Annotated in this window: 24 protein-coding genes and 1 other RNA gene; 12 read left to right on the top strand and 13 right to left on the bottom strand. The window is 70.0% G+C overall.

Going from position 1 to position 24,672, the window contains the following annotated elements; all coding sequences use genetic code 11:
* Positions 1-15: 15 nt before the first annotated feature.
* Both VYI76_RS15405 and VYI76_RS15400 read right to left on the bottom strand, forming a co-directional pair.
* On the bottom strand, positions 16-1,347 hold the full coding sequence (locus VYI76_RS15405; RefSeq protein ID WP_326525663.1) for a hypothetical protein: 1,332 nt from the start codon (positions 1,345-1,347) through the stop codon (positions 16-18).
* A gap of 189 nt (positions 1,348-1,536) precedes the next feature.
* A complete protein-coding gene (locus VYI76_RS15400; RefSeq protein ID WP_326525662.1) occupies positions 1,537-2,205 on the bottom strand; it encodes a c-type cytochrome in 669 nt (222 codons plus the stop codon).
* Positions 2,206-2,293: 88 nt separating this feature from the next.
* On the opposite strand from VYI76_RS15400, the gene VYI76_RS15395 reads away from it, so the two are divergent.
* Positions 2,294-3,184 carry a prephenate dehydratase gene (locus VYI76_RS15395; RefSeq protein ID WP_326525661.1) on the top strand — a complete coding sequence of 297 codons (891 nt, stop codon included), beginning with the start codon at positions 2,294-2,296 and terminating at the stop codon, positions 3,182-3,184.
* Here VYI76_RS15395 and nudC read toward each other — a convergent pair.
* The 3 genes from nudC to VYI76_RS15380 are packed head-to-tail and all read right to left on the bottom strand — an operon-like array spanning position 3,181 to position 6,383.
* Positions 3,181-4,065 carry an NAD(+) diphosphatase gene (nudC, locus tag VYI76_RS15390; protein ID WP_326525660.1) on the bottom strand — a complete coding sequence of 295 codons (885 nt, stop codon included), beginning with the start codon at positions 4,063-4,065 and terminating at the stop codon, positions 3,181-3,183. The two genes, VYI76_RS15395 and nudC, sit on opposite strands and share 4 nt — an antisense overlap.
* Positions 4,062-5,372, bottom strand: a complete 1,311-nt coding sequence (locus tag VYI76_RS15385; RefSeq protein WP_326525659.1) for a serine hydrolase domain-containing protein — start codon at positions 5,370-5,372, stop codon at positions 4,062-4,064. The genes nudC and VYI76_RS15385 overlap by 4 nt, the downstream gene beginning before the upstream one ends.
* A gap of 3 nt (positions 5,373-5,375) precedes the next feature.
* Positions 5,376-6,383: an A/G-specific adenine glycosylase gene (locus tag VYI76_RS15380; protein ID WP_326525658.1), complete on the bottom strand. Its 1,008-nt coding sequence runs from the start codon at positions 6,381-6,383 to the stop codon at positions 5,376-5,378.
* 27 nt (positions 6,384-6,410) lie between these two features.
* On the opposite strand from VYI76_RS15380, the gene VYI76_RS15375 reads away from it, so the two are divergent.
* The 4 genes from VYI76_RS15375 to smc all read left to right on the top strand — a co-directional run bounded on the left by VYI76_RS15375 (position 6,411) and on the right by smc (position 11,963).
* A complete protein-coding gene (locus VYI76_RS15375) occupies positions 6,411-6,941 on the top strand; it encodes a DUF721 domain-containing protein (RefSeq protein WP_326525657.1) in 531 nt (176 codons plus the stop codon).
* A complete protein-coding gene (locus VYI76_RS15370) occupies positions 6,941-7,615 on the top strand; it encodes a DsbA family protein (protein ID WP_326525656.1) in 675 nt (224 codons plus the stop codon). The genes VYI76_RS15375 and VYI76_RS15370 overlap by 1 nt, the downstream gene beginning before the upstream one ends.
* Positions 7,616-7,637: 22 nt before the next feature.
* Positions 7,638-8,384 carry a thioredoxin domain-containing protein gene (locus VYI76_RS15365; RefSeq protein ID WP_326525655.1) on the top strand — a complete coding sequence of 249 codons (747 nt, stop codon included), beginning with the start codon at positions 7,638-7,640 and terminating at the stop codon, positions 8,382-8,384.
* 156 nt (positions 8,385-8,540) lie between these two features.
* Positions 8,541-11,963 (top strand): chromosome segregation protein SMC, encoded by a 3,423-nt coding sequence (gene smc, locus VYI76_RS15360; RefSeq protein WP_326525654.1) that lies wholly within the window; start codon positions 8,541-8,543, stop codon positions 11,961-11,963.
* Positions 11,964-11,966: 3 nt separating this feature from the next.
* On the opposite strand, the gene VYI76_RS15355 is transcribed toward smc, so the two are convergent.
* Both VYI76_RS15355 and VYI76_RS15350 read right to left on the bottom strand, forming a co-directional pair.
* A complete protein-coding gene (locus VYI76_RS15355) occupies positions 11,967-13,433 on the bottom strand; it encodes an amidohydrolase family protein (RefSeq protein ID WP_326525653.1) in 1,467 nt (488 codons plus the stop codon).
* A gap of 16 nt (positions 13,434-13,449) precedes the next feature.
* Positions 13,450-13,731 carry a chorismate mutase gene (locus VYI76_RS15350; protein ID WP_326525652.1) on the bottom strand — a complete coding sequence of 94 codons (282 nt, stop codon included), beginning with the start codon at positions 13,729-13,731 and terminating at the stop codon, positions 13,450-13,452.
* A 75-nt stretch (positions 13,732-13,806) separates the two neighbouring features.
* Between VYI76_RS15350 and VYI76_RS15345 the strand changes: the two genes are divergently transcribed.
* The 4 genes from VYI76_RS15345 to VYI76_RS15330 all read left to right on the top strand — a co-directional run bounded on the left by VYI76_RS15345 (position 13,807) and on the right by VYI76_RS15330 (position 19,340).
* Complete coding sequence (locus tag VYI76_RS15345) at positions 13,807-14,820, top strand: polyprenyl synthetase family protein (RefSeq protein WP_326525651.1); 1,014 nt, start codon at positions 13,807-13,809, stop codon at positions 14,818-14,820.
* Positions 14,821-14,976: 156 nt separating this feature from the next.
* Positions 14,977-16,425, top strand: a complete 1,449-nt coding sequence (locus tag VYI76_RS15340; RefSeq protein ID WP_326525650.1) for an ATP-binding protein — start codon at positions 14,977-14,979, stop codon at positions 16,423-16,425.
* Between the two features lie 184 nt (positions 16,426-16,609).
* Positions 16,610-19,048, top strand: coding sequence for an ATP-dependent helicase HrpB (hrpB, locus tag VYI76_RS15335; RefSeq protein WP_326525649.1), 2,439 nt, complete (start codon positions 16,610-16,612; stop codon positions 19,046-19,048).
* Between the two features lie 10 nt (positions 19,049-19,058).
* A complete protein-coding gene (locus tag VYI76_RS15330; protein WP_326525648.1) occupies positions 19,059-19,340 on the top strand; it encodes an ETC complex I subunit in 282 nt (93 codons plus the stop codon).
* 3 nt (positions 19,341-19,343) lie between these two features.
* Here the strand turns inward: VYI76_RS15330 and VYI76_RS15325 are convergent, their stop codons facing one another.
* From VYI76_RS15325 to VYI76_RS15310, 4 genes are all read right to left on the bottom strand, one after another.
* On the bottom strand, positions 19,344-19,868 hold the full coding sequence (locus VYI76_RS15325; RefSeq protein WP_326525647.1) for an NUDIX hydrolase: 525 nt from the start codon (positions 19,866-19,868) through the stop codon (positions 19,344-19,346).
* On the bottom strand, positions 19,865-20,536 hold the full coding sequence (locus VYI76_RS15320) for a TPM domain-containing protein (protein ID WP_326525646.1): 672 nt from the start codon (positions 20,534-20,536) through the stop codon (positions 19,865-19,867). Before VYI76_RS15320 ends, VYI76_RS15325 begins: the two co-directional genes overlap by 4 nt.
* On the bottom strand, positions 20,536-21,414 hold the full coding sequence (locus tag VYI76_RS15315) for a TPM domain-containing protein (protein ID WP_443018975.1): 879 nt from the start codon (positions 21,412-21,414) through the stop codon (positions 20,536-20,538). The genes VYI76_RS15320 and VYI76_RS15315 overlap by 1 nt, the downstream gene beginning before the upstream one ends.
* An 82-nt stretch (positions 21,415-21,496) precedes the next feature.
* Positions 21,497-22,081, bottom strand: a complete 585-nt coding sequence (locus VYI76_RS15310) for a LemA family protein (protein ID WP_326525644.1) — start codon at positions 22,079-22,081, stop codon at positions 21,497-21,499.
* Positions 22,082-22,176: 95 nt separating this feature from the next.
* Between VYI76_RS15310 and mscL the strand changes: the two genes are divergently transcribed.
* A complete protein-coding gene (gene mscL, locus VYI76_RS15305) occupies positions 22,177-22,608 on the top strand; it encodes a large conductance mechanosensitive channel protein MscL (RefSeq protein WP_326525643.1) in 432 nt (143 codons plus the stop codon).
* Here the strand turns inward: mscL and VYI76_RS15300 are convergent.
* Entirely contained in the window at positions 22,605-23,036 is a 432-nt protein-coding gene (locus VYI76_RS15300; protein WP_326525642.1) for an RrF2 family transcriptional regulator, read from the bottom strand. The two genes, mscL and VYI76_RS15300, sit on opposite strands and share 4 nt — an antisense overlap.
* A gap of 43 nt (positions 23,037-23,079) precedes the next feature.
* Between VYI76_RS15300 and ssrA the strand changes: the two genes are divergently transcribed.
* Positions 23,080-23,427: a transfer-messenger RNA gene (gene ssrA, locus VYI76_RS15295) on the top strand.
* A gap of 96 nt (positions 23,428-23,523) precedes the next feature.
* Positions 23,524-24,294 carry a class II aldolase/adducin family protein gene (locus VYI76_RS15290; RefSeq protein ID WP_326525749.1) on the top strand — a complete coding sequence of 257 codons (771 nt, stop codon included), beginning with the start codon at positions 23,524-23,526 and terminating at the stop codon, positions 24,292-24,294.
* A gap of 15 nt (positions 24,295-24,309) precedes the next feature.
* Here the strand turns inward: VYI76_RS15290 and VYI76_RS15285 are convergent, their stop codons facing one another.
* Positions 24,310-24,654 carry a hypothetical protein gene (locus tag VYI76_RS15285; protein ID WP_326525641.1) on the bottom strand — a complete coding sequence of 115 codons (345 nt, stop codon included), beginning with the start codon at positions 24,652-24,654 and terminating at the stop codon, positions 24,310-24,312.
* Positions 24,655-24,672: the final 18 nt, after the last annotated feature.

The raw sequence follows: 24,672 nt of genomic DNA, 5'->3' as shown, positions 1-24,672 counted from the left end.
ACGCCGGAACGGGCGTCAGGCGTGCTCGACCGCGCCGTGCAGCCGAGCTTCGATATCCTCGCGCATCACGCGGTCGGCGAGGTCGATCGGGATCAGCGTCCCGCCCTCGTCGTCCGACACGCCGACCACGAACGATGCCGAGGTCCGCCCCTCGCTACCATCGGGCAGGGTGTAGCGCGCGTCGGCGACCACCACGGGGGTAAAGTGCCCATCCCCTCCGAGATCCGCCTTGAGCGCGGCGAGCGTCGCGTCGATACGCGTTCCTTCGCCCGGATCGATCGTGACCGGATCAATCGCCGCGTCAGCCGGCGTATCGACCAGCATATTCTCCATCTCGCTGGCATGCGCGTCGGTCAGCATGAAGGTGGTGACCCGGACATCTTTCGCCGGCACGCTGCCGGCATTGGCGACGGTCAGTTCGATCTCGACCAGCGCCTCGTCCGCGCTGGTTCCGGCGCGAACCGGACGCATCGCGAATTCCAGCCATGGGCGGTTGTGCACCGGGGCGGTGGCGTCGGTCAATGCCGCGACGTCTTCCGCCGGAGCGTCGCTGACGATCGCATCGTCGGCGATGGCAACGGCGGGCTCTTGGGCCGCCGCGGCGGCCGCGGTCGGTGCCGTCGCGAGCGCGGGCACGACGATCGGCCGATCGTCCGCCGGCTGCGGAGCCGCGACGGGCTCGACATAGGCGGGTTCGGCGTCGTGATACGTCGTCTCGGCCTCATACTCTTCATATTCGGCCTCGCGGCGACGGCTGCGCATCAGGAAGAAGGCACCGGCTGCCAGTATCGCCACGACGACGAGCGCGAGCGGCCAGAGCGGTGCGCCGCCGTCCTTGGTGGTCGCAGTCGTCGTCTCGGTCGCAGTGGTATCGGCGACCGGCAAGGGCGCCGCGGCCTCGGGCACGGTCACCGGCGGGATCAGCGGCTCTGGGCCGGGCGCAGGCGCAGGCGCGATCGCGGCAGGCGCAGTGGTCGTGACCGTCCGCGTCACGGACTGCGTACGAATCGGTTGGCGGGCGGGCGCGGCCCGCTGGGTGCGTGCGGCCGGGCGGCGCGCGTCATCGACGACGTCGCCCGCACCCGGCGCGATCGTCGTCGGAGAGTTGGGGTTGACCGTGTTGGCCTGAACCGAACGACTCGTCGGCGGTGCCTGCGTTTGCGCGGGGAGCGGCGCCGTCGTCGCAACCGGGGGTGGCGCGGCCGGCGGCGTCGCCTGCGGCACGGTCACGCGGACGGGCGGCGGCGCGGTGGAGGCGTCCTGCGCGATCGCGGGGACGGCCAGAAGCGCAGGGGCTGCGAGGAACAGCCAGGCCGCGCGGCGAGCGGGGGTGGTGTGGTGTTTCATGTCGCAGGCAAAATGACCCACGCGACGATTCCGGCCCCGTAACGGCACGATTTAGCGGTGAACCGTGCCGATCGATCGGCCAACAGAGACAGAGACCAGGCTCGCCGGTGATCCGCCGACGAGCATGGGTAGCCGATCCGCGACTACTCCTTGGGTCGCGCCCGCGTGCGGCTCCCGTCCGACGCCAGCCTAGTTCGGCGCGCGCTCCGCTGCGGCGGGATCGGCCGAGGGCGCGCCGGCAGCCGGACTCGCGGCGTTCGCCACGTCGGCGGTGTTGCCAGGCGCGGCGCCTTCGGCCGGGGTGTCAGCCGCAGGGGCGGCACCGGCGGCCGGAACGGCCGGCAGCGGCAGGTTCGACCCTTCCTGGTTGAGCCAGGCGATCATGTTCGCGCGCTCCTGAGCGTTGCCCAGGCCGGCGAACGTCATCTTGGTGCCATCGGCGAATTTGCGCGGGCTCTTGAGCCAGGCGTCCATCGCCTCGAACGTCCAGGTGCCGCCCTTCGCCTTCAGCGCCGGCGAGAAGGCGAAGCCGGCGTGGCCGGTCGCGATCGACTCGCCCATCACGCCGTGCAGGTTCGGACCGATGCCGTTGGCGCCGCCCGCGGCAACGGTGTGGCACGCCGCGCACTTGGCGAAGCTCGCCTGCCCCTTGGCCAGATCGGCCGCCGCCAGGCGCACCGCGATCGGCTCCTCCGCCGCAGCGCCGCCGCCGCCGGTCTCCTCGACGCCCTCGATCGGATAGCCCATCTTGGCCGGGCGTTCGGACTTGAACGCCATGCCGCTGCCGATCGACAGACCCAGCGCCGCGACGCAGCCAGCGAGCACCCAGCCCGCGATCGTGTTGCTCCGATTGTCCATTGCCCGCCGTTTGGTCAAAAGTGGAAAGTCGAGACCCTTTAGGGTGCGGCTTGCGCCATCGCAAGCGGGCGCTTACCCGGCGCGCGAGATGGAGAATTTCGCCGCCCCCGCCCGCCCGATCGTCGCGCGTATGACAGAAGCCGCCGCGTCGGAGCCCAATCGCGCCGTCGCGTTCCAGGGCGCGCCGGGCGCCAACAGCCATGTCGCGGCGATGGAAGCCTTTCCGGGCGGGCTGCCGCTGCCATGCTTCGACTTCGCCGATGCGATCGAGGCGGTGCAGACCGGCGCCGCCGACTGCGCGATCATCCCCATCGAAAATTCGCTGCACGGCCGCGTCGCCGACATGCATTTCCTGCTGCCCGAATCGGGGCTGGTCATCACCGGCGAACATTTCCTGCCGATCCGCCATGCGCTACTGTCGGTCGGCCCGCGCGAGGCGATCAGGGAGGCGATGAGCCACCCCCAGGCGCTGGGCCAGTGCCGCCACTGGCTGCGCGCGAACGGGATCAGGCAGGTCGCCTATCCCGACACCGCCGGCGCCGCGGCAATGGTCGCGGATGCGGCCGATCCGGCCATCGCCGCGCTGGCGCCCCCGGCCGCGGGCAAGCTCTATGGCCTGAACGTCGTCGAGGAGGACGTGTCGGACGCCGAACACAACGTCACCCGCTTCGTCGCGCTGGCCCGCGCCGGCCGCCCCGTCGAGGGGGCGGGGCCGTTCATGACCACCTTCGTGTTCGAGGTGAAGAACATTCCCGCCGCGCTCTACAAGGCGCTGGGCGGCTTCGCGACCAACGGCGTCAACATGACGAAGCTGGAAAGCTACCAGCGCGGGGCGAGCTTCGCGGCGACCGAATTCTACGCCGATATCGTCGGCCAGCCGGGCGAGCCGGCGGTCGATCGCGCGCTCGACGAGCTTCGCTATCATACCAAGTGGGTCCGGCTGCTCGGCACCTATCCGCAGGCGCGGGCGCGTCCCTAGGCGGCAGGGGACTGGGCCGTCCACCACTCCAGCAACGTCCGTGCGATGGCATAGGGCGGCGGCGGCAGGAACGGGGCGGCGGGATCGCCGGCCAGCGCGGCGCGGACTTCATCGCGGGTAGCCCAGATCGCGTGCTCGATCTCGTTGGCGTCGATCGTGAGCGTGTCGTCGTCGGCGATGCCGACCGCGGCGATCATCAACTGGCCGGGGAACGGCCAAGGCTGGCTGGCGACATAGCGGACGTCGCGGACCCGGACGCCGGCTTCCTCATGCACTTCGCGCGCGACCGCTTCTTCCAGCGATTCACCGGGCTCGACGAAGCCGGCGAGCGCCGAATAGCGCCCCTTCGGCCACATCGCCTGGCGTCCGAGCAGCGCCCGCCCGTCGTGTTCGGCGAGCATGATGACGACCGGATCGACGCGCGGATAATGTTCGGCGGCGCACGACGGGCATTTGCGGAGCCAGCCGCCGCGCGTCACCTGCGTCGGCGTGGCGCAGTTGGCGCAGAAACGGTTGCGCGCGTGCCAGCCGGTCACGCTGCGCACCGCGCCGAAGATCGCCGCATCGCCCGCCGGCATCGCATCCAGCATCCGATAGAGCGCTGGCGAGCGCGCCGGACCGGAGGCGTCACCCGGCCGGCTTTCTGCGAAGTGAGGTCGCCCGCCGTCGTCGAGCCCGAGGAAGACCAGCGTGCCGTCGTCCGCCGCGTCGGCCAGCGTCCCCCACGCCAGCCGCCCCTCGGCATCGACCGACGGGTCGCCGCCCTGAAGCTTCAGCAGCCGAGCGCGCCAGTCGCCGGTCAGCCGCGCCAGCGCGTCGGGATCGCCACGGACATGATCCGCTCGGTCAAGCCAGCCGCCCGTGAAGCCGGTGGCGATCACCGCGCTGCGGCGTCGGCGTAGAGCGCCTTCACCACATCGGTGCGCAACGGCCATTTGTCGGCCGGGAAGTAATTGACCATGATCGTGCCGCGCACGCGTCTGACCGGATCGACCCAGCCAACGGTTCCGGCCGCGCCGCCCCAGCCGTAGGTGCCCTTGCTCGCGCCGCCCGGCACGTCGGTCAGATACACCGATCCGCCCGCGCCGAAGCCCATCGTGCCGCTGGTGTTGCCCCCGGTCCCGCCGCCGACGCCGGTGAACGCGACGCCCTTGGGCAGCAGGTTCGACATGCCGAGCCGGACCGTCTCCGCCTTCATCACCCGCTTGCCGCCCAGCATCCCGCCGTTCGCCAGCATGTGCAGGAACCGGTCATAGTCGCGTGCCGACATGACGAGACCCGCACCGCCATAGGGAAAGCTCGGCGGCTCGAGATAGGCGGAGGTCTTCGCGGGATCGAACGGGATCATCGCCGCACCGGCGAAGGCGTAATTGTCGGCAAAGCGCGCAACCTGCGACGCCGGCACCGACCAGTAGCTGGACGTCATGCCCAGCGGATCGAACAGGCGCGTCTGGACGAAGCGTTCGAACGGCATTCCGCCCGCCTTCTCGACCACCGCCGCCAGCACGTCGAGACCGATCGAATAGCTCCATTTCGTCCCCGGCTCGGCGATCAGCGGCAAGGTGGCTACGCGCTCCGCGAACTCGGCCAGCGATTTCGGGCGGACCGTCCGCGCCTGCGCCTCTACCGCCGCGTTGGTCGCACCGGGCAGGATGCCCTTGGCCTCATATTCCTTGAGCAGCGGGCCCTTCGCCATGATGTTGTAGCTGAGGCCCGCGGTATGGGTCATCAGCATTCGCACCGTGACCGGCGTCCTGGACGGCACGCTGTCCAGCGAGGTATCAGGGCTGGTCAGGACGCGCATCTTCGCGAAGCCGGGAAAGAAGTCGCTGACCGGCTGGTCGAGCTTCAGCTTGCCATCCTCGATCAGCATCATCGCCGCCATGCCGGTGATCGGCTTGGTCATCGAATAGACGCGCCACAGGCTGTCCGGGCCGGCCCTGGCCGCGCCAGGATCGATCGAGATCCCGCCCGCCGAATAGAAGCCGGTCGGCCCGTCGCCCTGTCCGACCGCGACGACGATACCGGGCATCTTCTCGACGGTGACATAGCGATCGAGCAACGCCTGGAGCGCGGCGTGGCGCTGGACGGCCGGGGCCGGCTGGGGTGATGGCTGTGCCTGCCACGCGTGCGCCGCGACCGTCGCGGTCGCCCCCAGCAGAATCGCGGTGATTACCCGAACGCGCATTGCCTACTCCTTCATCCGCGCCGCCGCCTTTGCGAACACGGTCGGCAGCCCGGCCGAATCGAGATCGTCGATCGGCCACCATTGTCCGGCGACGTCCTGCGCGTCGATTTCGGCGCTCGCAAGGCGAAGTTCGAGGCGGAAGTGGGTGAAGACGTGGGTGACGCTGCGGCCAGTGTCGCGCCACGCGGCATCGACGGGGGCGCCGGCCCGATCGGATGCGTCCTCCGTCCAATGCCCGGAAGGCAGCGCGCGCATCCCGCCGAGCAAGCCCGAGGGCGGGCGGCGCACCAGCAGCACGTCGCGTCCGCGCGTCAGCCAGAAGGCGGTGCCGTGGCGCTGCGGCTTCGCCTTCTTCACCGCCTTGGCCGGAAACGCCTCGGGCATGCCGCTCGCGAAGCCCGCGCAATCGTCGCGAAGCGGGCAGAGCAGGCATTTCGGCGCGCGCGGAGTGCAGATCGCACTGCCGAGGTCCATCATCGCCTGCGCGAAATCGCCGGTGCGCGCGTCGGGCGTCAGCCGGTCGGCGAGCGCCCGCACGGTCGCGCCATCGTCGGCGAACAGGCGCGCCACCACGCGCTTCACATTGGCGTCGATCACCACCGCGCGCCGGCCGAACGCGATCGCCGCGATCGCCGCCGCAGTATAGTCGCCCAGCCCCGGCAGCGCGCGCAACTCGGCCTCGGCCGTGGGAAAGGCACTGTCATGCTCCGCCACCACCGCCCGTGCGCATTGCAACAGGTTGCGCGCGCGGGCGTAATAGCCGAGCCCCGCCCAGGCGGCCATGACATCGGCATCGGACGCCGCCGCCAGCGCCGCCAGCGTCGGCCAGCGCGCGACCCAGGCTTCGAACCGCGGGCGCACCGCCGCGACCGTGGTCTGCTGCAGCATCACCTCCGACAACCACACCCGGTACGGGTCGGCCGCGTTGGCGCCCGGCTGCGCCCGCCACGGCAGGTCGCGGGCGTGCGCATCATACCAGGCCAGCAGCTTGTCGGAGACGGTGGCGGACACGCGCGGCCTATGGCATGAGGGGCGCAAATGCCGAAGCCCCCCAAAGCATTTCCGGTGAAGGACGAGCCGGCCCGCGCCAATCGCGCGCGCGCGGTCAGCGAACTGCTGCCCGACGTCGGCCGCGCCGCGTTCCGCCGGTTCGGCTTCGTGCAATCCTCCGTGGTAACGCGCTGGGCGGAAATCGTCGGGGATCGTTACGCGCGCGTCTCCGCTCCCGAATCGATCCGCTTCCCGCACGGCGAGCGCGCCAACGGCGTGCTGACGCTGAGCGTGCAGGGCGCGCATGCGACGATGATGCAGCATATCGCGCCGGAGATCGTCGAGCGGGTCAACCGCTTCTTCGGCTATGCCGCCGTGGCGAGGCTGGTGATCCGCCAGGGCGAGGTGAAGCGCGAGGTGCGCCGCGCCCCGCCCGCCGTCCGCCCGGTCAGCCACGAACTCGGCGATTCGCTGCGCACCATCGCCGATCCCGAGCTGAAGGCAGTGCTCGCCTCTCTCGCGGCCGGGGTCGAACAGGCGGCGCCGATCACCATCCCCGTCATCGGAAAGATCAGTTGATGCGTATCGTTCTGGCGCTCGCCGCCGTCGTCGCCCTCACCGGCGCCGCGCCCCAGGGCGCGAAGGACTGGCGCGCAACCGCCCGCGTATCGCCGAGCGGCAGCGTGCTGGTCGGTAATCCGGCGGCGAAGGTGAAGCTGGTCGAGTATTTCAGCTTCACCTGCGGCACCTGCGCCAACTTCGCACGAGATTCCAAGCCGGTGCTGCACGATTCGCTGGTGCGGCGCGGAATCGTCCAGGTCGAGGCGCGCGCCGCGGTGCGCGACGGGTTCGACATGGCGGCCTGGGCGGTGGCGCGCTGCGCGCCGGCCGCGCACTTCACCGCGCTGTCGGGCGAGATATTTGCCCAGCAGGCCGCCTGGACGGCCAAGGGCAGCGGCTGGGTGCAGGCCAATGGCGCGACGCTGAAGGATCAGCCGCTCGGTCGCCAGGTCCGCGCCTTCGCCGACGGCGCCGGCCTCACCGAGATCGGCGCGCGCCACGGGCTGACCGCGCAGGCGCTCAACGCCTGCCTCGCGACGCCGACGCTGACCAACCAGCTCGACGCGATGAGCAGCGACGCCTTCGCCAAGATCCCCGGCACGCCCGGCTTCGAGGTCAACGGCAAGCTGGCCGAAGGCGTCGCCGGCTGGGCAGCGCTGCAACCCGTTCTGGCCGCCGCCGGCGCCAAGTGATTTCGAAGGAGTGACCCTGAAGATGCGCCTGTTTCTCGCCCTGCCCCTCGCCGCCGTTCTCGCCGGTTGCGGCGGCGCCGATACCGCCACGACCACCAGCGTCGACAACGTCACCCAGGCCGCCGCCGTCGCCGGCAAGGCGCCGCCCGCCGGCACTACATGGGGCGAAACGGTGGTCCGCACGCCCGAGGGTGGCTGGCTGATGGGCAACCCGGACGCACCGATCAAGCTGGTCGAGTTCGGCAGCCGCACCTGCCACGTCTGCGCCGAATTCTCCAAGGAGGCGCATGATCCGCTGGTCAAGAACTACGTCAGCACCGGCAAGGTGAGTTTCGAGTTCCGCGACTTCCTGCGCAACGGCGCCGACATCTCCGCCGCGCTGGTCGGCGGCTGCGGCGGCGCCGGGCCGTTCTTCACGATCCTGGACCAGATGATGGTCGATCAGCCGCGCGTGCTCGACACGCTCCAGAAGCTGCCGCAGAGCTTCTACGAGGAACTGGGCAATTTGCCGCTCAACCAGCAGGCCAGCCGCTTCGCCGAGGCCGCCGGCTATATCGACTTCGTCAAGCAGCGCGGCATCCCGGAAGCCAAGGCGCGCCAGTGCCTGGCCGATGCGGGCGAGGCGGAGAAGCTCCAGAAGCTGAACGAGCAGGCGAACAAGGATTATCCGATTCCGGGCACCCCGACGTTCCTGCTGAACGGCAAGATGCTCGAACAGACCGTCAACTGGCAGCAGGTCGAGCGCGCGCTGAAGGCGGCGGGGGCGTAATACGGCACGGGGGGCGCACATCGGTGAGGAGATAGCCTGTTCCCCGGCGAAGGCCGGGGCCCAGATCCACCGCGCCCGATGTTCAATGTCCACCCTTCCACGTCAGAGTGACCCCGACTGGGCCCCGGCCTTCGCCGGGGCAGGCTGTATGGCCTGATGAGGATCAGGCGCCTTCGCCTCACCGGCTTCAAATCCTTCGTCGATCCGGCCGACCTGCGCATCGAGCCCGGCCTGACCGGCGTCGTCGGGCCGAACGGCTGCGGCAAATCGAACCTGCTGGAAGCGCTGCGCTGGGTGATGGGCGAAACCTCGCCCAAGTCGATGCGCGGCGCGGGCATGGAGGACGTGATCTTCGCCGGCACCGCGACGCGCCCCCAGCGCGATTTCGCGGAAGTCTCGATCCTCGCCGATCAGGTGACCGACGTGGGCACCGGGCGGGACGACGAGTTGGAGGTCGTCCGCCGGATCGAGCGCGGCGCCGGCAGCGCGTACCGCATCAACGGCCGCGACGTGCGCGCAAAGGACGTCGCACTCGCCTTCGCCGATGCCGCCACCGGCGCGCATAGCCCCGCGCTGGTCAGCCAGGGGCGAATCGGCGCCATCATCGCCGCCAGGCCGGCCGAGCGCCGCGCGATGCTGGAAGAGGCCGCCGGCATCGCGGGGCTGCACGTCCGTCGCAAGGATGCCGAGGCGAAGCTGCGCGCGACCGAGGCGAACCTGGCGCGGCTCGACGAGGTGATTTCCGATCAGGAAGCGCGTGCCGCACAGCTCAAGCGCCAGGCGCGGCAGGCGGAGAAATACCGGCTGCTGTCGGCACAGATCCGCATCGCCGAGGCGCGGATGATCTACGCCCGCTGGCGCGACGCCGCCGCCGCCGCCGATGTCGCCAAGGCCGAGGCGAAGGCGGCCGACATGCTGGTCGCCGAACGCGCCGAACAACAGCGCGCCGCCGCCGCATATCAGCACCGGGCGACCGGGACGCTGGGAGATGCCCGCGCCGCCGCGCTTGCGGCCCGCGATGCGGCAAGCGACGCCGGCCATGCGCTGGCCGCGCTGCGCAATGATCGCACCGCCGCGGAACGCCGCCTTACCGAACTCGCTGACCAGGCCCGCCGCCTGGCCGACGATCGTGCCCGCGAAGGCGCGCTGGCGAACGACGCAGCCGGGGCGCTCGATCGGCTCGGGGCGGAAAGCAAGGCGCTCGACACACGCATCACCGAGGCCGGGCAGCGTGTCCCGCGCCTCGACGCATTGCTCGCCGAGGCCGAACGCACCGCGCGCGATGCCGAAGTGGCGCTGGCGCAGGCGCACGCGCAGGCCGCGAGCGAGGCGGCCGAGGCGCGGGTCGCCTCCGCCGCGCGGGATGCGGCACGTGCCCGATCAGATCGCGCGCGGCGTGATCTGGTGCTGCTCGACCGCGATCGCGACGCGCTGGCCGACGCCGCGCCGCTCGAGGCCGAGCGCGCGCGATCGGCGGAGGAGCGCGTCGCGGCGGTTCGCGCCGGAGAGGCGGCCCGCGCGGCGCTGGAAGCGGCAACCGCGACCGAGCGCGAGGCGCAGGCCGGGCGTGATGCCGCCCAGTCAGCCCGCGCAGCCGCCCATGCCGAACTCGCCGCGATCGACAGCGAGGCGCGCGCGCTGGCGAAGACGGTGCAGCCTGCTCCCCGCGACAGGCTGCTCGACCGGCTCCAGCCCGCGCCCGGCTATGAACGCGCGCTCGCGGCGGCGCTGGGCGACGATCTGGAGGCCGGGCTCGATCGCGCCGCCGAACGCCATTGGGCAGGCGCCACGCCGCAGCCCGACGACCCCGCGCCGCCAGCGGGTACGACCGCGCTCGCCGATCACGTCAAGGCGCCCGCCGAACTCGCCCGGCGGCTGGCGCAGGTCTTCGTCGCGGACGCCGACGCCGGACAGCCGCTCTCGGTCGGGCAACGGCTCGTCACCCGCGCGGGCGTGCTGCGGCGCTGGGACGGCTATGTCGCGCGCAGCGGCGGCGCGGCGGCGGCCGAACGACTCGAACGCGCCAACCGCATCCGCGCGCTGGACGCCATGCGCCCCGCCGCCGCGCAGGCGGTCGCGGATGCCGACGACGCCCTCGCCGCGATCGACGCCAGCGTCTCCGCCGCGCGCGCCGACGCCACCGCGCAACGCCGCGCTCTCGACGCAGCCGACGCCGCCGCGCGCGAGGCGACCCGGACGGAGGACCGCGCGACCGCGCAGCTCGAACGCCTCGCCGCCCAGCGCGGTGACCTCGACGCCCGCGCGATCCGCGTCGCCGACGAAACGCGCGAAGCCGAGGGAGAATTGGCGCGTGCCGAAGCGGCGATCGCCGCCCTGCCCGATGGCGTCGCCACCCGCGCCCGCGTCGCCGCGCTCTCGACCGCCGCCGATGCCGCGCGCGCCGCCGTCGCCACCGCCCGCGCCGACCGCGCCGGGCTCGATCGCGAAATCGCCGCGTCGCGCGAACGCGCCGCCGCCGCCACCGCCGAGGCGAACGGTTGGAAAGCCCGCGCCGGCGAAGCCGCACGCCGCATCGCCGACATGGGCAAGCGCGAGGCCGAACTCGCCGCCGAACGGGACACGCTCGCCGACCGTCCCGAAGCGCTCGCCACCGAGATCGCCGCCGCCGAGAGTGCCGCGAGCAGCCTGCGCGCCGCCGCCGACGAAGCCGCCGCGGCCGAGCGCGCCGCCGAAGCCGAACTGCGCAAGACCGAAGAGGCGGCGCGCGTCATCGGCGAAGCGCTGGCCGAGGCGCGAGAGGCTCGCGCAGGCGCCACCGCGCGAGCCGAGAACCAGGAACTGCGCCGCGTCGAGATGGGCCGCCTGTCGGGCGAGCGCTTCGAATGTCCGCCCCCGCTGCTGCCCGAACGTGCCGGATTCGACGCCGCCGAAGTCGCCGAGCCCGGCGAGGAATCGGCGCGGCACGAACGCCTGTCGGTCGATCGTGAGCGGATCGGCCCGGTCAACCTCGTCGCCGAAACCGAACTTGCCGAACTGGAGACGGGGGCGGCGACCAATGCGCACGAACGCGACGAACTCGCCCAGGCGGTCAACCGCCTGCGCGGGTCGATCGGCACGCTCAATCGCGAAGGCCGCGAGCGGCTGCGCGCCGCGTTCGAGGCGGTGGACGGCCATTTCCGGCGGCTGTTTACCACCCTGTTCAACGGCGGCCAGGCGCACCTGGCGCTGATCGATTCGGACGACCCGCTGGAGGCGGGGCTGGAGATCATGGCCCAGCCGCCGGGCAAGCGACTCCAGTCGCTGACTCTGCTGTCGGGCGGGGAGCAGGCGCTGACCGCGGTCGCGCTGATCTTCGCGCTGTTCCTGACCAACCCCGCGCCGATCTGCGTGCTGGATGAGGTGGACGCGCCGCTCGACGACGCCAACATCGAACGCTTCTGCGACCTGCTCGACGCGATGACGCGCGAAACCGACACCCGCTACCTGATCGTCACCCACAACGCCGCGACGATGAGCCGCATGCACCGCCTGTTCGGCGTCACGATGGTCGAACAGGGGGTGAGCCGGCTGGTGTCGGTGGACTTGGGTGGGGCGGAAAGTTTGCTGGCGGCGGAATGATCGTTACAGATCGGCGGCGACCGAACTGCGCGCGAAACCCCACAGCAGACGCACCCAGTTCGCAGGATTGCCCGCCTGCCCCCGGTTGAAATCGGTCAGCGCGTCCAGCCCGTCGCGATCGTAGAGCCGCCCGGCCAGGAACACCGCGCGAATGCTGCGGCTGTTGGCGATGTTCGCGATCGGATCGCCAGCCAGCAGCACCAGATCGGCGCGCTTGCCGACGGTGATCGAACCGCTTTCGCGATCGAGGCCCTGATGCCGCGCCGCATCGATCGTCGCGGCACGCAGCACCTCGGCCGGGGTCAGGCCCGCGCGTACCAGATGCGCCATCTCGTCATGATACCGCAACCCGCCGACGCCGGTGTCCGTGCCAACCAGAACCCGCACCCCCGCACGGCGCGCCGCACCGGTCAGCCGCAGGCCGTGGTCGAAATATGCCCGCAGCGCGGCCGCGCCCCGCGGACCGGGATAGTGGGTCGCGGTTCCGTTCAAATCGTCGCGATACGCCCAGCGCGACAGCGGGTCGAGATGCGCCAGCCGGGCATCGTCGACGAAGGCCGGGTCGGTCGCACGTGCGTCCTCCTCGCGGGTGACGTGAGTGGGAACAAGGGCGACGCCCGCCGTCCGCATGGCGTCGAAGGCTCGCCCGCAAGCGGCGGGCTCGTGATCGCGAACCATCGCCTCGGCGAGCGATGTCGGGTCGGCACCGGCCAGGCGACCGGCGCGCCACGCTGCGCCTTCGCGGAAACAATGGCGGACCAGCAGGTGCCCGTGTTCGAAGCTGGACTGGCCCGCCGCGATCGCCGCTTCCAGCGAAACGGCCTGCGGCAGATGCCCGACCAGTCGCAGCCGATGAGCGCGCGCGGCCTCGGCCGCCGCACGATAGGCTGTCGGGGTCAGGCGATTATACACTTTCACAGCGTCGATGCCCCGCCCGGCTGCGGCGGCGATCTGCGCGCGGACGTCGGCCGGCGTCAGGCTCGGCTTGTCGAGATAATAGCTTGCCACCGCGACGAAGCGCGGACTCGCCATTTGCCCCTCGGCCGCCGCCGCCGTCCAGCGGCGCTTGTCGGCGACACAGGCGATAAGGCTGTCGCGCACACCGGGACAATCCATCATGTCCCGCACGCTCGTCACCCCATTGGCGACGAACAGCGGCAGGTGCATCTGCGGTGACAATTGGAAGGTATGGACGTGCATATCCCACAAGCCGGGGATCAGCCAGCCACCGCCGCCATCGACCACCCGCAATCCGGCCGCATCCGCAGCTCCGATCGCCGCGATCCGCCCATCGCGCACCGTCACGCTGGTCGGCGCGCCGATCGCACCGGTTTCGACATCGACGATCCTGACGCGCTGGATCAGATAGGAGCGATCGGCATCGGGAAGAGGCGCGGCGGACGGGGGAATCAGGATAGCGGCGGCGGCCAGCAGCGCGATCGCGCCCAGCCCGCCGCCCAGCCAGCGCAAGGCTCGCCGCATAGGGCTAGCCCACCCGCGCCCGTTCGTGGTGCCGGATCACCTCATCGATGATGAAGCGCAGGAACTTCTCCGAGAACTCGGGATCGAGGTCCGCCTGCTCGGCCAGCCCGCGCAGGCGTTCGATCTGGCGTTCCTCGCGGCCGGGATCGGCCGGCGGCAGGCTGGTTTCCGCCTTGTAGCGGCCCACCGCCTGCGTCACCTTGAACCGTTCGGCCAGCATGAAGACGAGGGCGGCATCGATATTGTCGATGCTCTGGCGGTATCGCTCCAGCGTGGCGTCGGTCATGCCCCCTCCTGACGCGGCGAAGCGGGGTTCGCAAGGCTTGCGTTTCGTCGCCCCCCCGGCCATCTGCCCCGTGAGATGACCGCCACCGTCCACCGCCTCGGCACCGGCCGCACACCCTCGCTCGATCCGATGCTGGCGCTGACCGCGCACGACATGAACCTGGTCAACCAGACGATCCTGGCGCGGATGCAGTCGGATATTCCACTGATCCCCGAGCTCGCCGGCCACCTGATCGCCGGTGGCGGCAAGCGGATGCGCCCGATGCTGACGCTCGCGAGCGCGCGACTGCTGGGCTATACCGGCAATCGCCAGCATCGGCTGGCCGCCGCGGTCGAGTTCATCCACACCGCGACGTTGCTGCACGACGACGTGGTTGACTCGTCGGACCTGCGCCGGGGCCGCCGCACCGCCAACATCATCTGGGGCAATCCGGCGAGCGTGCTGGTCGGGGACTTCCTGTTCAGCCGCAGCTTCGAGCTGATGGTCGAGGACGGCAGCCTGAAGGTGCTGAAGATCCTGTCGGGCGCGTCCGCCGTGATCGCGGAAGGGGAGGTGAACCAGCTGACCGCCGTCCGCCGCATCGACCTGTCCGAGGAACGCTATCTCGACATCATCGGCGCAAAGACCGCCGCGCTGTTCGCCGCCGCGTGCCGCATCGCCGCCGTCGTCGCCGAACGGCCCGAAAGCGACGAGGCCGCGCTCGACGCCTATGGTCGCAACCTGGGGATCGCGTTCCAGCTGGTCGACGACGCGATCGATTATACGTCGGATGCCGGCACGATGGGCAAGGACGCGGGCGACGATTTCCGCGAGGGCAAGATGACGCTGCCGATCATCCTGGCCTATGCCCGCGCCGATCAGGAAGGCCGCGCCTTCTGGCAGGAAGCGGTGCTGGGCCGGCGCGTGTCCGACGCAGATTTCGCCGAGGCGATCGAACGCGTCCGCGCCACCCGCGCGGTCGACGACACGCTGGCCCGCGCGCGCCATTATGGCCAGCGTGCGATCGACGCGCTCGGCCCCTTCGCACCCGGCGCAGCCAAGGATGCGATGATCGAGGCGGTCGAGTTCGCGGTCGCCCGCGCGTATTAGGTTTTCGCGCGTGCTCCCAAAGCCCGTTCGCCCTGAGCTTGTCGAAGGGCCGTTCTCCGATACCCACGTGCACCGTTTGCAGCACGAAATACGGTGCTTCGACAAGCTCAGCACGAACGGGGTGGGGGATACTCCGACCACGATCGGCGGATCAGAATGACCTACGCCGTCGACATGGGCCTCGATTCCGCCGGCCGCACGATCGCCGTCGATCTGGAGGAACTGCTCGCCACCCGCCTGCTCGTCCAGGGCAATTCGGGGTCGGGCAAGTCGCACCTGCTGCGCCGCCTGCTGGAGGGCAGCGCGAACCAGGTGCAACAGGTGGTGATCGACCCGGAGGGCGATTTCGTGACCCTCGCCGACGCATACGGCCATATCGCGATCGAGGCGGTCGATTATTCGGCGGCCGAGCTGATCCGCTTCGCCGGCCGCGCGCGCGAGCACCGCACCTCTGTCGTCCTCAGCCTGGAGGGGCTGGAGATGGAGGGGCAGATGCGCTCCGCCACCGCGTTCCTCACCGGCCTGTTCGATGCCCCGCGCGAGCATTGGTATCCCGCGCTGGTGGTGGTCGACGAGGCGCAGATCTTCGCGCCGTCCGGCGGGGCGGAGGTGGGCGAGGAAGTGCGCCGCACCTGCCTGGGCGCGATGGCGAACCTGATGTCGCGCGGGCGCAAGCGCGGTCTTGCGGGCGTCATCGCCACCCAGCGGCTGGCGAAGCTGAGCAAGAACGTCGCGGCCGAGGCGTCGAATTTCCTGATGGGCCGCACCTTCCTAGACATCGACATGGCGCGCGCCGCCGACCTGCTGGGGATGGAACGGCGGCAGGCGGAAAGCATTCGCGACCTTGCGCGCGGCACCTTCCTGGGGCTTGGCCCCGCCATCGCGCGGCGGCCGGTGACGGTCAGGATCGGCGCGGTCGAGACGTCGGCGCGATCGTCCAGCCCAAAGCTTGTCCCCCTGCCCACCGCGCCCGCCGAAGACGCGCGCGACCTGCTGTTCGCCGGCCTCGACCTGCCGCCGCCTCCACCCCCGCCCGCACCCGCGCCGCCGCCGGCGGCGAGCGAGGTGCTGCGTGATCTGGGGCCGCAGCCGTCGCCGCACGGCTTCGACTTCCCCGAACCCGACGCGCCCGATCCCGAAACGGTGGTCGTCGCAGCACTCCATGCGATCGTCGACGATCCCGAGACCGCGACCAAGCCGGCCGCCGTCCTCTATCAGGATTTCGGCGTGCGGTGCCGCATGGCCGGCATCCGCAAGCCGCCGATCGACGTCAGCGCCTTCGCGCGCAGGCTGGCGGCGGCGCGGGCGGGCATCTTCGGCGAGTTGACGGGCGAGTGGGCCGAGGCAATGGCGGCGGCGCACGGGCTGCCCGACGACATGCTCGGCGCCTTCCTGCTGATCGCCCGGTCGGCGCGCGAAGGGCTGGCGACACCCGACGACGCGGCGATCGCGCGCACCTATGGCACCAGCTCGCTCGGCCGCGCGCGGCGGATGCTGGGCTATATGGAAAGCCGCGATATCATCGTCACGCGCACCGATTTGTCCGGACGGCGATCGGTGACCATCCCGCGGCTGGGGTGGAGTACCGCACCGGCGGAGGGGTGACGGGCGCACGGAGAACAGTCGGCGCCAGCCTCCGGCTTTCAATGTTGGACTTGCTGTGTCACGCCGCCCTCGCGATGCGTGCGCTGTCATCCCCTTCCCGCGACCGCGATTTTCATAACGGGCGAGGTCCCCGCATTTCGCGCGCGGGCAAGTCTCAACTTTATCAACTTACGCGGTCGCCACGATGAGCGACCTGCCCATCCACGCCGTCCTGCCCGATCTGCTCGCCGCGCTGCGCGACGCACCGGGCGCGGTGCTGGTCGCGCCGCCCGGCGCGGGCAAGACCACCGCCGTCGCGCCCGCGCTGCTCGGCGAAGCCTGGTGTACCGGCGAAGTCCTGCTGCTGTCCCCCCGCCGGCTCGCCGCGCGCGCGGCGGCGGAGCGGATGGCGGCGCTGGCGGGCGAGGGCGTCGGGCGGACTTTCGGCTATGCGACCCGCATGGACAGCCGGCGATCGGCAGCCACCCGCGTGACCGTCGTGACCGAAGGCATCTTCGTCAACCGCATCCAGGCCGATCCCGAACTGGCCGGCGTGTCGGCCGTGCTGTTCGACGAGGTGCATGAACGCAGCCTCGATTCGGATTTCGGCCTCGCCCTCGCGCTTGATGCACAGGGCGCGCTGCGGCCCGACCTGCGCCTCGTCGCCATGTCCGCCACGCTCGACGGCGCGCGCTTTTCGGCATTGATGGACGGCGCGCCGGTGATCGAGAGCGAAGGGCGATCGTACCCGCTGACTCTACGCCACATCGGCCGCGCCGCCGATGCGCGAATCGAGGATTCGGTCGCGTCGGCAATCCGCGCCGCGCTGCGCGAGGACGCGGGCGGCATCCTCGCCTTCCTGCCCGGCGTGGCCGAGATCGAGCGCACCGCCGATCGGCTGGGCGACATCCCTGGCGTCGCGCTCCACCGGCTGCACGGTCAGATGGACCCCGTCGCCCAGCGCGCGGCGATCGCGCCGTCAGACGCGCGCAAGATCGTGCTGGCGACATCGATCGCCGAGACCTCGCTGACCCTCGACGGCATCCAGGTGGTGGTCGATTCGGGGCTGGCGCGCCGCCCGCGCTACGATCGCGCGGCGGGGATGACCCGGCTCGTCACCGAACGCGCGAGCCAGGCCGCGACCACCCAGCGCGCGGGCCGCGCCGCGCGACAGGGGCCGGGCGTCGCCTATCGGTTGTGGGAGGAGGCCGCGACGGCAGGTCTGCCCCGCTTCGACCCGCCGGAGATACTCGAAGCCGATCTGTCGGCACTGGTGCTGGCATGCGCGATCTGGGGCGTGTCCGATCCGCGCGAACTGCGCTGGCTTGACGCGCCAGGCGACGCGGCGGTCAGCGAGGCGAAACGGCGGCTGGCGACGCTGGAGGCGATCGACGGCGCCGGACGACCAACACCCCACGGCCGCGCCATCGCCGCCCTGCCGCTGCCGCCGCGCCTGGCCCATATGCTGATCCGCGCCGGAGAGATCGGACTGGCGAAGATCGCGGCCGAGGCGGCGGTGCTCCTGAGCGAGCGTGGACTGGGCGGGCAGGACGCCGATCTGGAGCTACGACTGCGGCGCTGGCGCGGGGAGCGCGGCCAGCGGGCGGAGAGCGGGCGGCGGCTGGCGGAACGATGGGCCGGACTGGTGTCCACGTCGTCCCGGCGATCGGCACCGGGACCCGGCCTGCCCGTCGCCATCGCGCTCGCCTACCCCGATCGCATCGCCAGGCGACGCGACGCATCGGGAGAGACCTGGGCATCGGCGGGCGGGCGCGGTTTCCGGCTCGATCCGACATCCCCGCTCGCCCGCGCCGAGTGGCTCGCCGTCGCGGAAACCGCCGGCATGGCCGCCGGCGCGCGCATCCTATCCGCCGTGGAGATCGACCGTGCGACCGTCGAGATGCTGTTCGCGGACCACATCGTCACCCGCCGCTTCGTCGAATTCGATCCCGCATCCGGTGGCGTCGCCGCCGCGCGCGAGACCCGCCTCGGCGCGATCAAACTCGCCTCCGGCCCCGACGCGGTCGCGGACGCGCGGGAGATCGCCGCCGCGCTGCTCGAGGGTGTCCGCCGCCACGGCCTGTCGATGCTGCCCTGGAGCAAGCCGGCCGGGGCATTGCGCACCCGCGCTGCCTATGCCGGCATCGACGCATTGTCCGACGAACGCCTGATCGCGCGGCTCGACGACTGGCTGCCGCCGTTGCTTGGCGGCAAGCGCCGCCTCGATCAGGTCGAGGGGCTGACCGGCGCGCTCGAAGGGTTGCTCGGCTGGGATGCGCTGCAACAGGTCAACCGCCTCGCACCGCCGCGCTTCACTTCCCCCGCCGGATCGACCCACGAGATCGATTATGCCGCCGACGCCGGCCCCACCGTCGAGCTGCGCCCGCAGGCGCTGTTCGGCCTCGCCGAGCACCCCACGGTCGGCTCGGACCGAGTGCCGCTGGTGCTCAGCCTCACATCGCCCGCGGGCCGGCCGATCCAGACGACGCGCGATCTGCCCGGCTTCTGGGGCGGAAGCTGGTCGGCGGTCGCGAAGGAGATGCGCGGCCGCTATCCGCGCCATCCCTGGCCCGACGATCCGGCGTCCGCATCGGCCACGCTGCGCACCAAAAATGCGGATGCGCGCCGCGCGCAATCGCGATAAGGGAAAGCCCATGTCCCACGCCCGCATCTATCAGCGTCCCAAGAACGCCATGCAGTCCGGCCGCGCCCGCACCGATCGCTGGGTGCTCGAATATGAGGCGGCCGATGCGCAGCGCCCCGACCCGCTGACCGGCTGGGCCGGTTCGCGCGACACGCGCATCCAACTGCGCCTGAACTTCCCGACGCTCGACGCGGCCAAGGCCTATGCCGAGCGCGAGGGCGTAACGTACCACGTGATCCCGGCGCCGGAACGCACGCTCAAGCTGCAGGCCTACGCCGACAATTTCCGGTAAGGCTCAACCGGCGAGGATATCGCCGGCCAGCAGCATCAGCAGCTTGACGTCGATCATCATCCCCTCGCCCCGCCGAGCGGCGACATAGGCCGGGATTTCGGGGAGCGGCACGCGGTGGACGGTTATCCCCTCATCCGCCTCGCCGCCGCCGTTTGAGACACGTTCCAGCCCTTCGGCGCGGACCAGCGTGAACGTTTCGCTGACCATGCCGGGCGACGAGGCGAACTCGCCGATCTCGGTGACCCGCGCGGGGCGATAGCCGGTCTCTTCCTCCAGTTCGCGCGCCGCCGCGCCGGCAACCGTCTCGCCGGCATCGACCAGCCCCGCGGGCAATTCCAGGCAGCGCCGCCCGAGCGGCACGCGATACTGATCGACCAGCAGCACGTGATCGCCGTCGATCGCGACGATCACCGCCGCGCGGGTGCCGCCGACGCGCCCGACATATTCCCAGCGCCCACGCTTCCTGCCGACCAGCCACTTACCCTGCCAGACGGTCTCCTCGACCGCGTCGGCGTCAGGCACGCTCACAATTCGATCAGCCGGTCGGGCAGTTCGTTGGTGTCGTCGGAACCGCGCGGGAAATGCTCGGCGAGCACCACGCCGATCTCCTCTACCGCCGCCGCCATGCCGTCGCCCGGCCGTCCGTCCTTCACGGCGGCGACCAGCGATGCCATCGCATGGCCCCACACGTCGGGCGTCACACGCGAATGGATCGCCTCGTCCGCGATGATTTCCGCGCGATGCTCGTCGAGGCTGAGGTAGAGCAGCACGCCGGTCGCGCCGATCGTCTTCTTCTCCGCGCCGGTGCGGAACAGCTGAACCGCCTTCGCGCGGACCCGGCGACTGCGCGTCGCGCCGGGTGTCAGCGCGATTCGCAGGGGACGCCAGGCGAGCAGCACGCGGCAGACCAGGAACGTCAGCGCCATAAGCACCAGCGCGATGGTGTAATAGGCGCTGGCCGGCGTCTCCTGCGCCCAGCCATCGATCAGCGTCTGGTGGATACCCGCCGCGACGCCCGGGAACACTGCGAGCAGCGCCAGCACGAGCAGCATCGCCAGCACCGTCCAGTGCAGCGCGACGTCGTGATAGCGATCCGACGCGCCGGCGACGATCGTGACGATCTCTCCCGACGTGTGCGCCTCGGCCGCAGTCACCGCCTCGCTCACCTTGCGATGGTCGTCCTCGCTCAGCCGCATCACCAGCTCCCCGAGGCGCCGCCGCCTCCACCCGATCCACCGCCGCCGCCGGAGAAGCCGCCGCCACCCCAGCCGCCACCGCTACTTCCGCCGCCCCAGCTGCTGCCACCGCCACCGCCCGAGAAACCTCCGCGCGCCGCGTGGTTCGCGACCTCGCTGGCGATCGTCCAGAGGATCACCGGAAGCGCACCGTCGCCGTCGCCGCGATATCTCTTGCCCTTGCGGCTGCCGCGCCGCCCGAACGAGAGCAGGACGAAGCCGAGCACCATCACCCAGAAGACGATCGCGATCGGAAAGCCGCCACCGCCGCCGCTGCGCTGCTTCTTCTGCGCACGATCGAAATCGCGGATCGCGGCATCGACCTTCGCCTGCGCCTCTTCCGGGCTGGCGCGCAGTTGCCCGACAATCGCATCGGTGCCGGCCACCACCCCGCCGGGAATATCACCGGCCTTGAAGCGCGGTAGGATATCCTGGTTGATCGTCACGCTGGAAAAGGCGTCGGTAAGGAACGGCTCCAGCCCATAGCCGACCTCGATCCGCACTTTGCGATCGTTCGGCGCGACCAGCAGGATCGCGCCGTTATTGGCGTCCTTCAGCCCCACGCCCCAGGCGCGGATCAGTTTCACACCGAATTCCTCGATCGGATAGCCCTGCAACGACGGCACCGTGGCGACCACCAGTTGCCGCTTGGTATCCTTTTGCAGCGTATCGAGCTTCTGGGTCAGTTCCGCCTCGACTTCGGGCGGCAGGATGTTGGCCTCATCGACGACGAAGCCGGTGAATTTGGGCAGGGTCTGCGCCGCGGCGGGAAGCGCCGTCAACGCCAGCAGAATCGCCAGACAGAGGCGCCACGCCCCGTTCGCCCTGAGCTTGTCCAAGGGCTGCACTTTCTTCTGATCTCCGGGAAGAGAAAAAGGACAGGGCTTCGACAGGCTCAGCCCGAACGGGGGTGATATGAGTCTAGCTGCCGGCGCCGAAATCGACCTTCGGCGCGGCTTCCGCCCCCGGCGTCGTCGCCTGGAACGGCGTCAGCGGCTTGGCGCCGTAGAAAATCTTCGCGCCGATCGCGTCGGGGAAGGTGCGGATGCGCGTGTTATACGCCTGCACCGCGCCATTGTAATCGTTGCGCGCGATGGTGATGCGGTTCTCCGTACCCTCAAGCTGGCTCATCAGCGTCGTGTAGTTGGCCTGGCTCTTCAGCTCGGGATATGCCTCCTGGAGCCGCTGCAAGGACAATGTGACGCCCGCCTGGGCGCGCTGGTACGCGGCAACCCGCTCCGGATTTGTCAGGTCGTCGCCCGATACCTGCACCTGGGTGGCCGATGCGCGCGCCTGCGTCACTTCGGTCAGGATCTCCTTTTCCTGCGCGCCCGCCGCGCGGACGGTCGAAACCAGGTTCGGGATCAGGTCGGCGCGGCGCTGATACTGGTTCTGGACGTCGGCCCAGCGCGCCTTGGCATTCTCCTCGGCGGTCGGAACGCTGTTCAGACCACAGCCCGCCAGCGACAATGCGGCAACCCCGGCAAAAGCGACGCGAAGCTTCATGTGACTTGTCCTCCAACCCTCGGCGGTCCAACATTTAGGCGCAGGTCGCGCCCTTACAATGGGGAATCGGGCGGGCTTGATGCGGGGAGACTGCAATGTTGAATGAATTCAAGGCGTTCATCATGCGCGGCAACGTGCTCGATCTGGCCATCGCGGTCATCATCGGCGCTGCGTTCGGCAAGATCGTGACGTCGTTGACCGAGGATATATTGATGCCGGTGATCGGCAAGGTCTTCGGCGGCCTCGATTTCTCGAGCTATTTCCTGGTGCTGGGCGACGTTCCGGCGAACCTTGAAGGCTCGACCGACTATGCCGCGCTCAAGGCGGCTGGGGTGCCGCTGCTCGGCTATGGCGAGTTCGTCACCCAGGCGGTCAACTTCCTGATCGTCGCCTTCATCATCTTCCTGCTGATCCGCGCGGTGAACCGCGTGATGCCGAAGGCGGAAGAGGCACCGGCGGCAGAGGCGGCGGACATCGCGCTGCTGCGCGAGATCCGCGACGAGCTGCGCGCCAACCGCGGCGCCTAGGCGGCGGCGAGTTCCTCGGCGGTGGCATCCGCAAGGCTGGTGCCGTCGAGGATCCGCGCGGTCTCATCGCGCACGCGCGCCATCGCGCGGCGGATCGCGCAGGCCCCTTCGTCCTTGCAGTCGAGACACGGGCGATAGGCCGACCGGCTGACGCATGGCACCAGAGCCAGCGGCCCTTCGATCACGCGGATGATCTCGCCCAGCGAGATCAGATGGCTCGGCCGCGACAGGCAGTAGCCGCCGGCCTTGCCCCGGTGCGAGTGGAGGAAACCCGCCTCGCGCAGATCGGCCAGGATAAGTTCCAGGAATTTCCTGGGCACATTGGCGGCAGCGGCGATGCGGTTCATCGGCACGGGCGGCCCGCCAGGCTTTTGGGTCGCCAGAAACAACATCGCGCGGAGCGCGTAGCGGGAACGCTGCGTCAACATGATATGCTATCCCCTGCGCCTGATTTGTGGCGCTGTGAAGGCCGATCTTTCAAAGCGCGGCGCAAGTCCCTATATGTCTTCCTGCCGGGTTCGCCCGGCTATGGCGATAAAGGATTGCGTGCAATAGATGCAGCGGACCCGGGGGCAGTACCCGGCGGCTCCACCAGAAATGGTGGTGGATCTGGACACCGTTTCTGACGGGGCCGAACCAGGATCGACGTGTGTTGAAAAGCGCTGTCTTTCGCTCGGAATGGGACCACCGCGACGGCCCATTACACAAGTGCCAACGATAACGAAGCACTCGCTATTGCGGCGTAACCCCAAGGCCTAGCGGCCTAAGGTTATTCCAAAATGCGCGGTTGGACCGCACCGGGCAACAGAAGCGGATTCCAGCGGTACGGAGGACACCGGGCAACAGAAGTCCTCCACTTTCCTTCGAAATCGAAATCGCGGTATGCTCGCCCTGACACAAGTCAGGAGAGAGATGATGGCGACGCTGGCCGAAGACCGCCCCCAGACGATGGCGCCGGGGGAGTGGGAAGCGCGGGTGGATCTGGCGGCCGCTTACCGGCTCGTCGCGCTCTACGGCTGGGACGACCTGATCTTCACCCATTTGTCGGCGCGGGTGCCGGGGCCGGAACATCATTTCCTCATCAACCCCTATGACATGATGTTCGAGGAGATCACCGCGTCGTCGCTGGTCAAGATCGATGTCGAGGGGAAGCCGGTGGGGCCGACGACCCATCCGGTGAATCCGGCGGGTTTCACCATCCATTCGGCCCTGCACATGGCGCGCGAGGACGCGGCGGCGGTGATGCATCTGCACACCCCCAACGGCCAGGCGGTGTCGGCAATGGACTTCGGCCTGCTGCCGCACACCCAGACATCGATGATCGCCGGCGGCGACATCGCCTATCACGACTATGAGGGCATCGCGACCGACCTGGAGGAGCGCGAACGGCTGGTCGAGGATCTGGGCACAAAGAACGTGATGATCCTGCGCAACCACGGCACGCTGGCGGTGGGCAGTTCGGTGGCGGCCTGTTTCCTGCGGCTCTATTTCCTAGAGCGAGCGTGCGAAGCGCAGGTCAAGATGCTGTCGGCGGGCCGCGAGAATCTGAACATGCCGCCGCAGGGCACGCCGGAGAAGGTCGCGACACAGGCGTCGCCCGGCGGGATGGGCATGCTCGCCGAACGGCTGGCGTGGCCGGCGCTGCTCAGGAAGCTCGACCGGATCGATCCGGGGTTTCGCGACTGACCGCGCGGGCTGGGATCAGCGAGGATCGCTATAACGGGATGCAAACATAGCGAGGAGGGTCAACAGGCCAAGCGCAGCCCATTGATAGGCTGGAAGAAAAATGAAGATCAGTGCTGCCGTCGATGAAGACGGCGTAAAGGCCGCTTCGTAATACACCATTCCCGCAATAATCACCGACGGCACGATATACAGGCACATCGTATGGGTCAGGGTCGGGCGCGATCGGCGCGCGATCAGTCCGGGCGCCAGAATGGGGCCGACGACCCAAAGGCTGAACGGCACCATAAGGACGAAGGATGCCGGCTCGTTCCAATTTCCGATGTAAACTAGCAGTCCGGCGACCACTACGGAGGCGGCCACCGCGCCGACCCTGACGGC

The organism is Sphingomonas sp. (genome assembly GCF_035910975.1).
Taxonomy (GTDB): Bacteria; Pseudomonadota; Alphaproteobacteria; order Sphingomonadales; family Sphingomonadaceae; genus Sphingomonas.
This window is presented reverse-complemented; position numbering and strand designations above follow the sequence as displayed.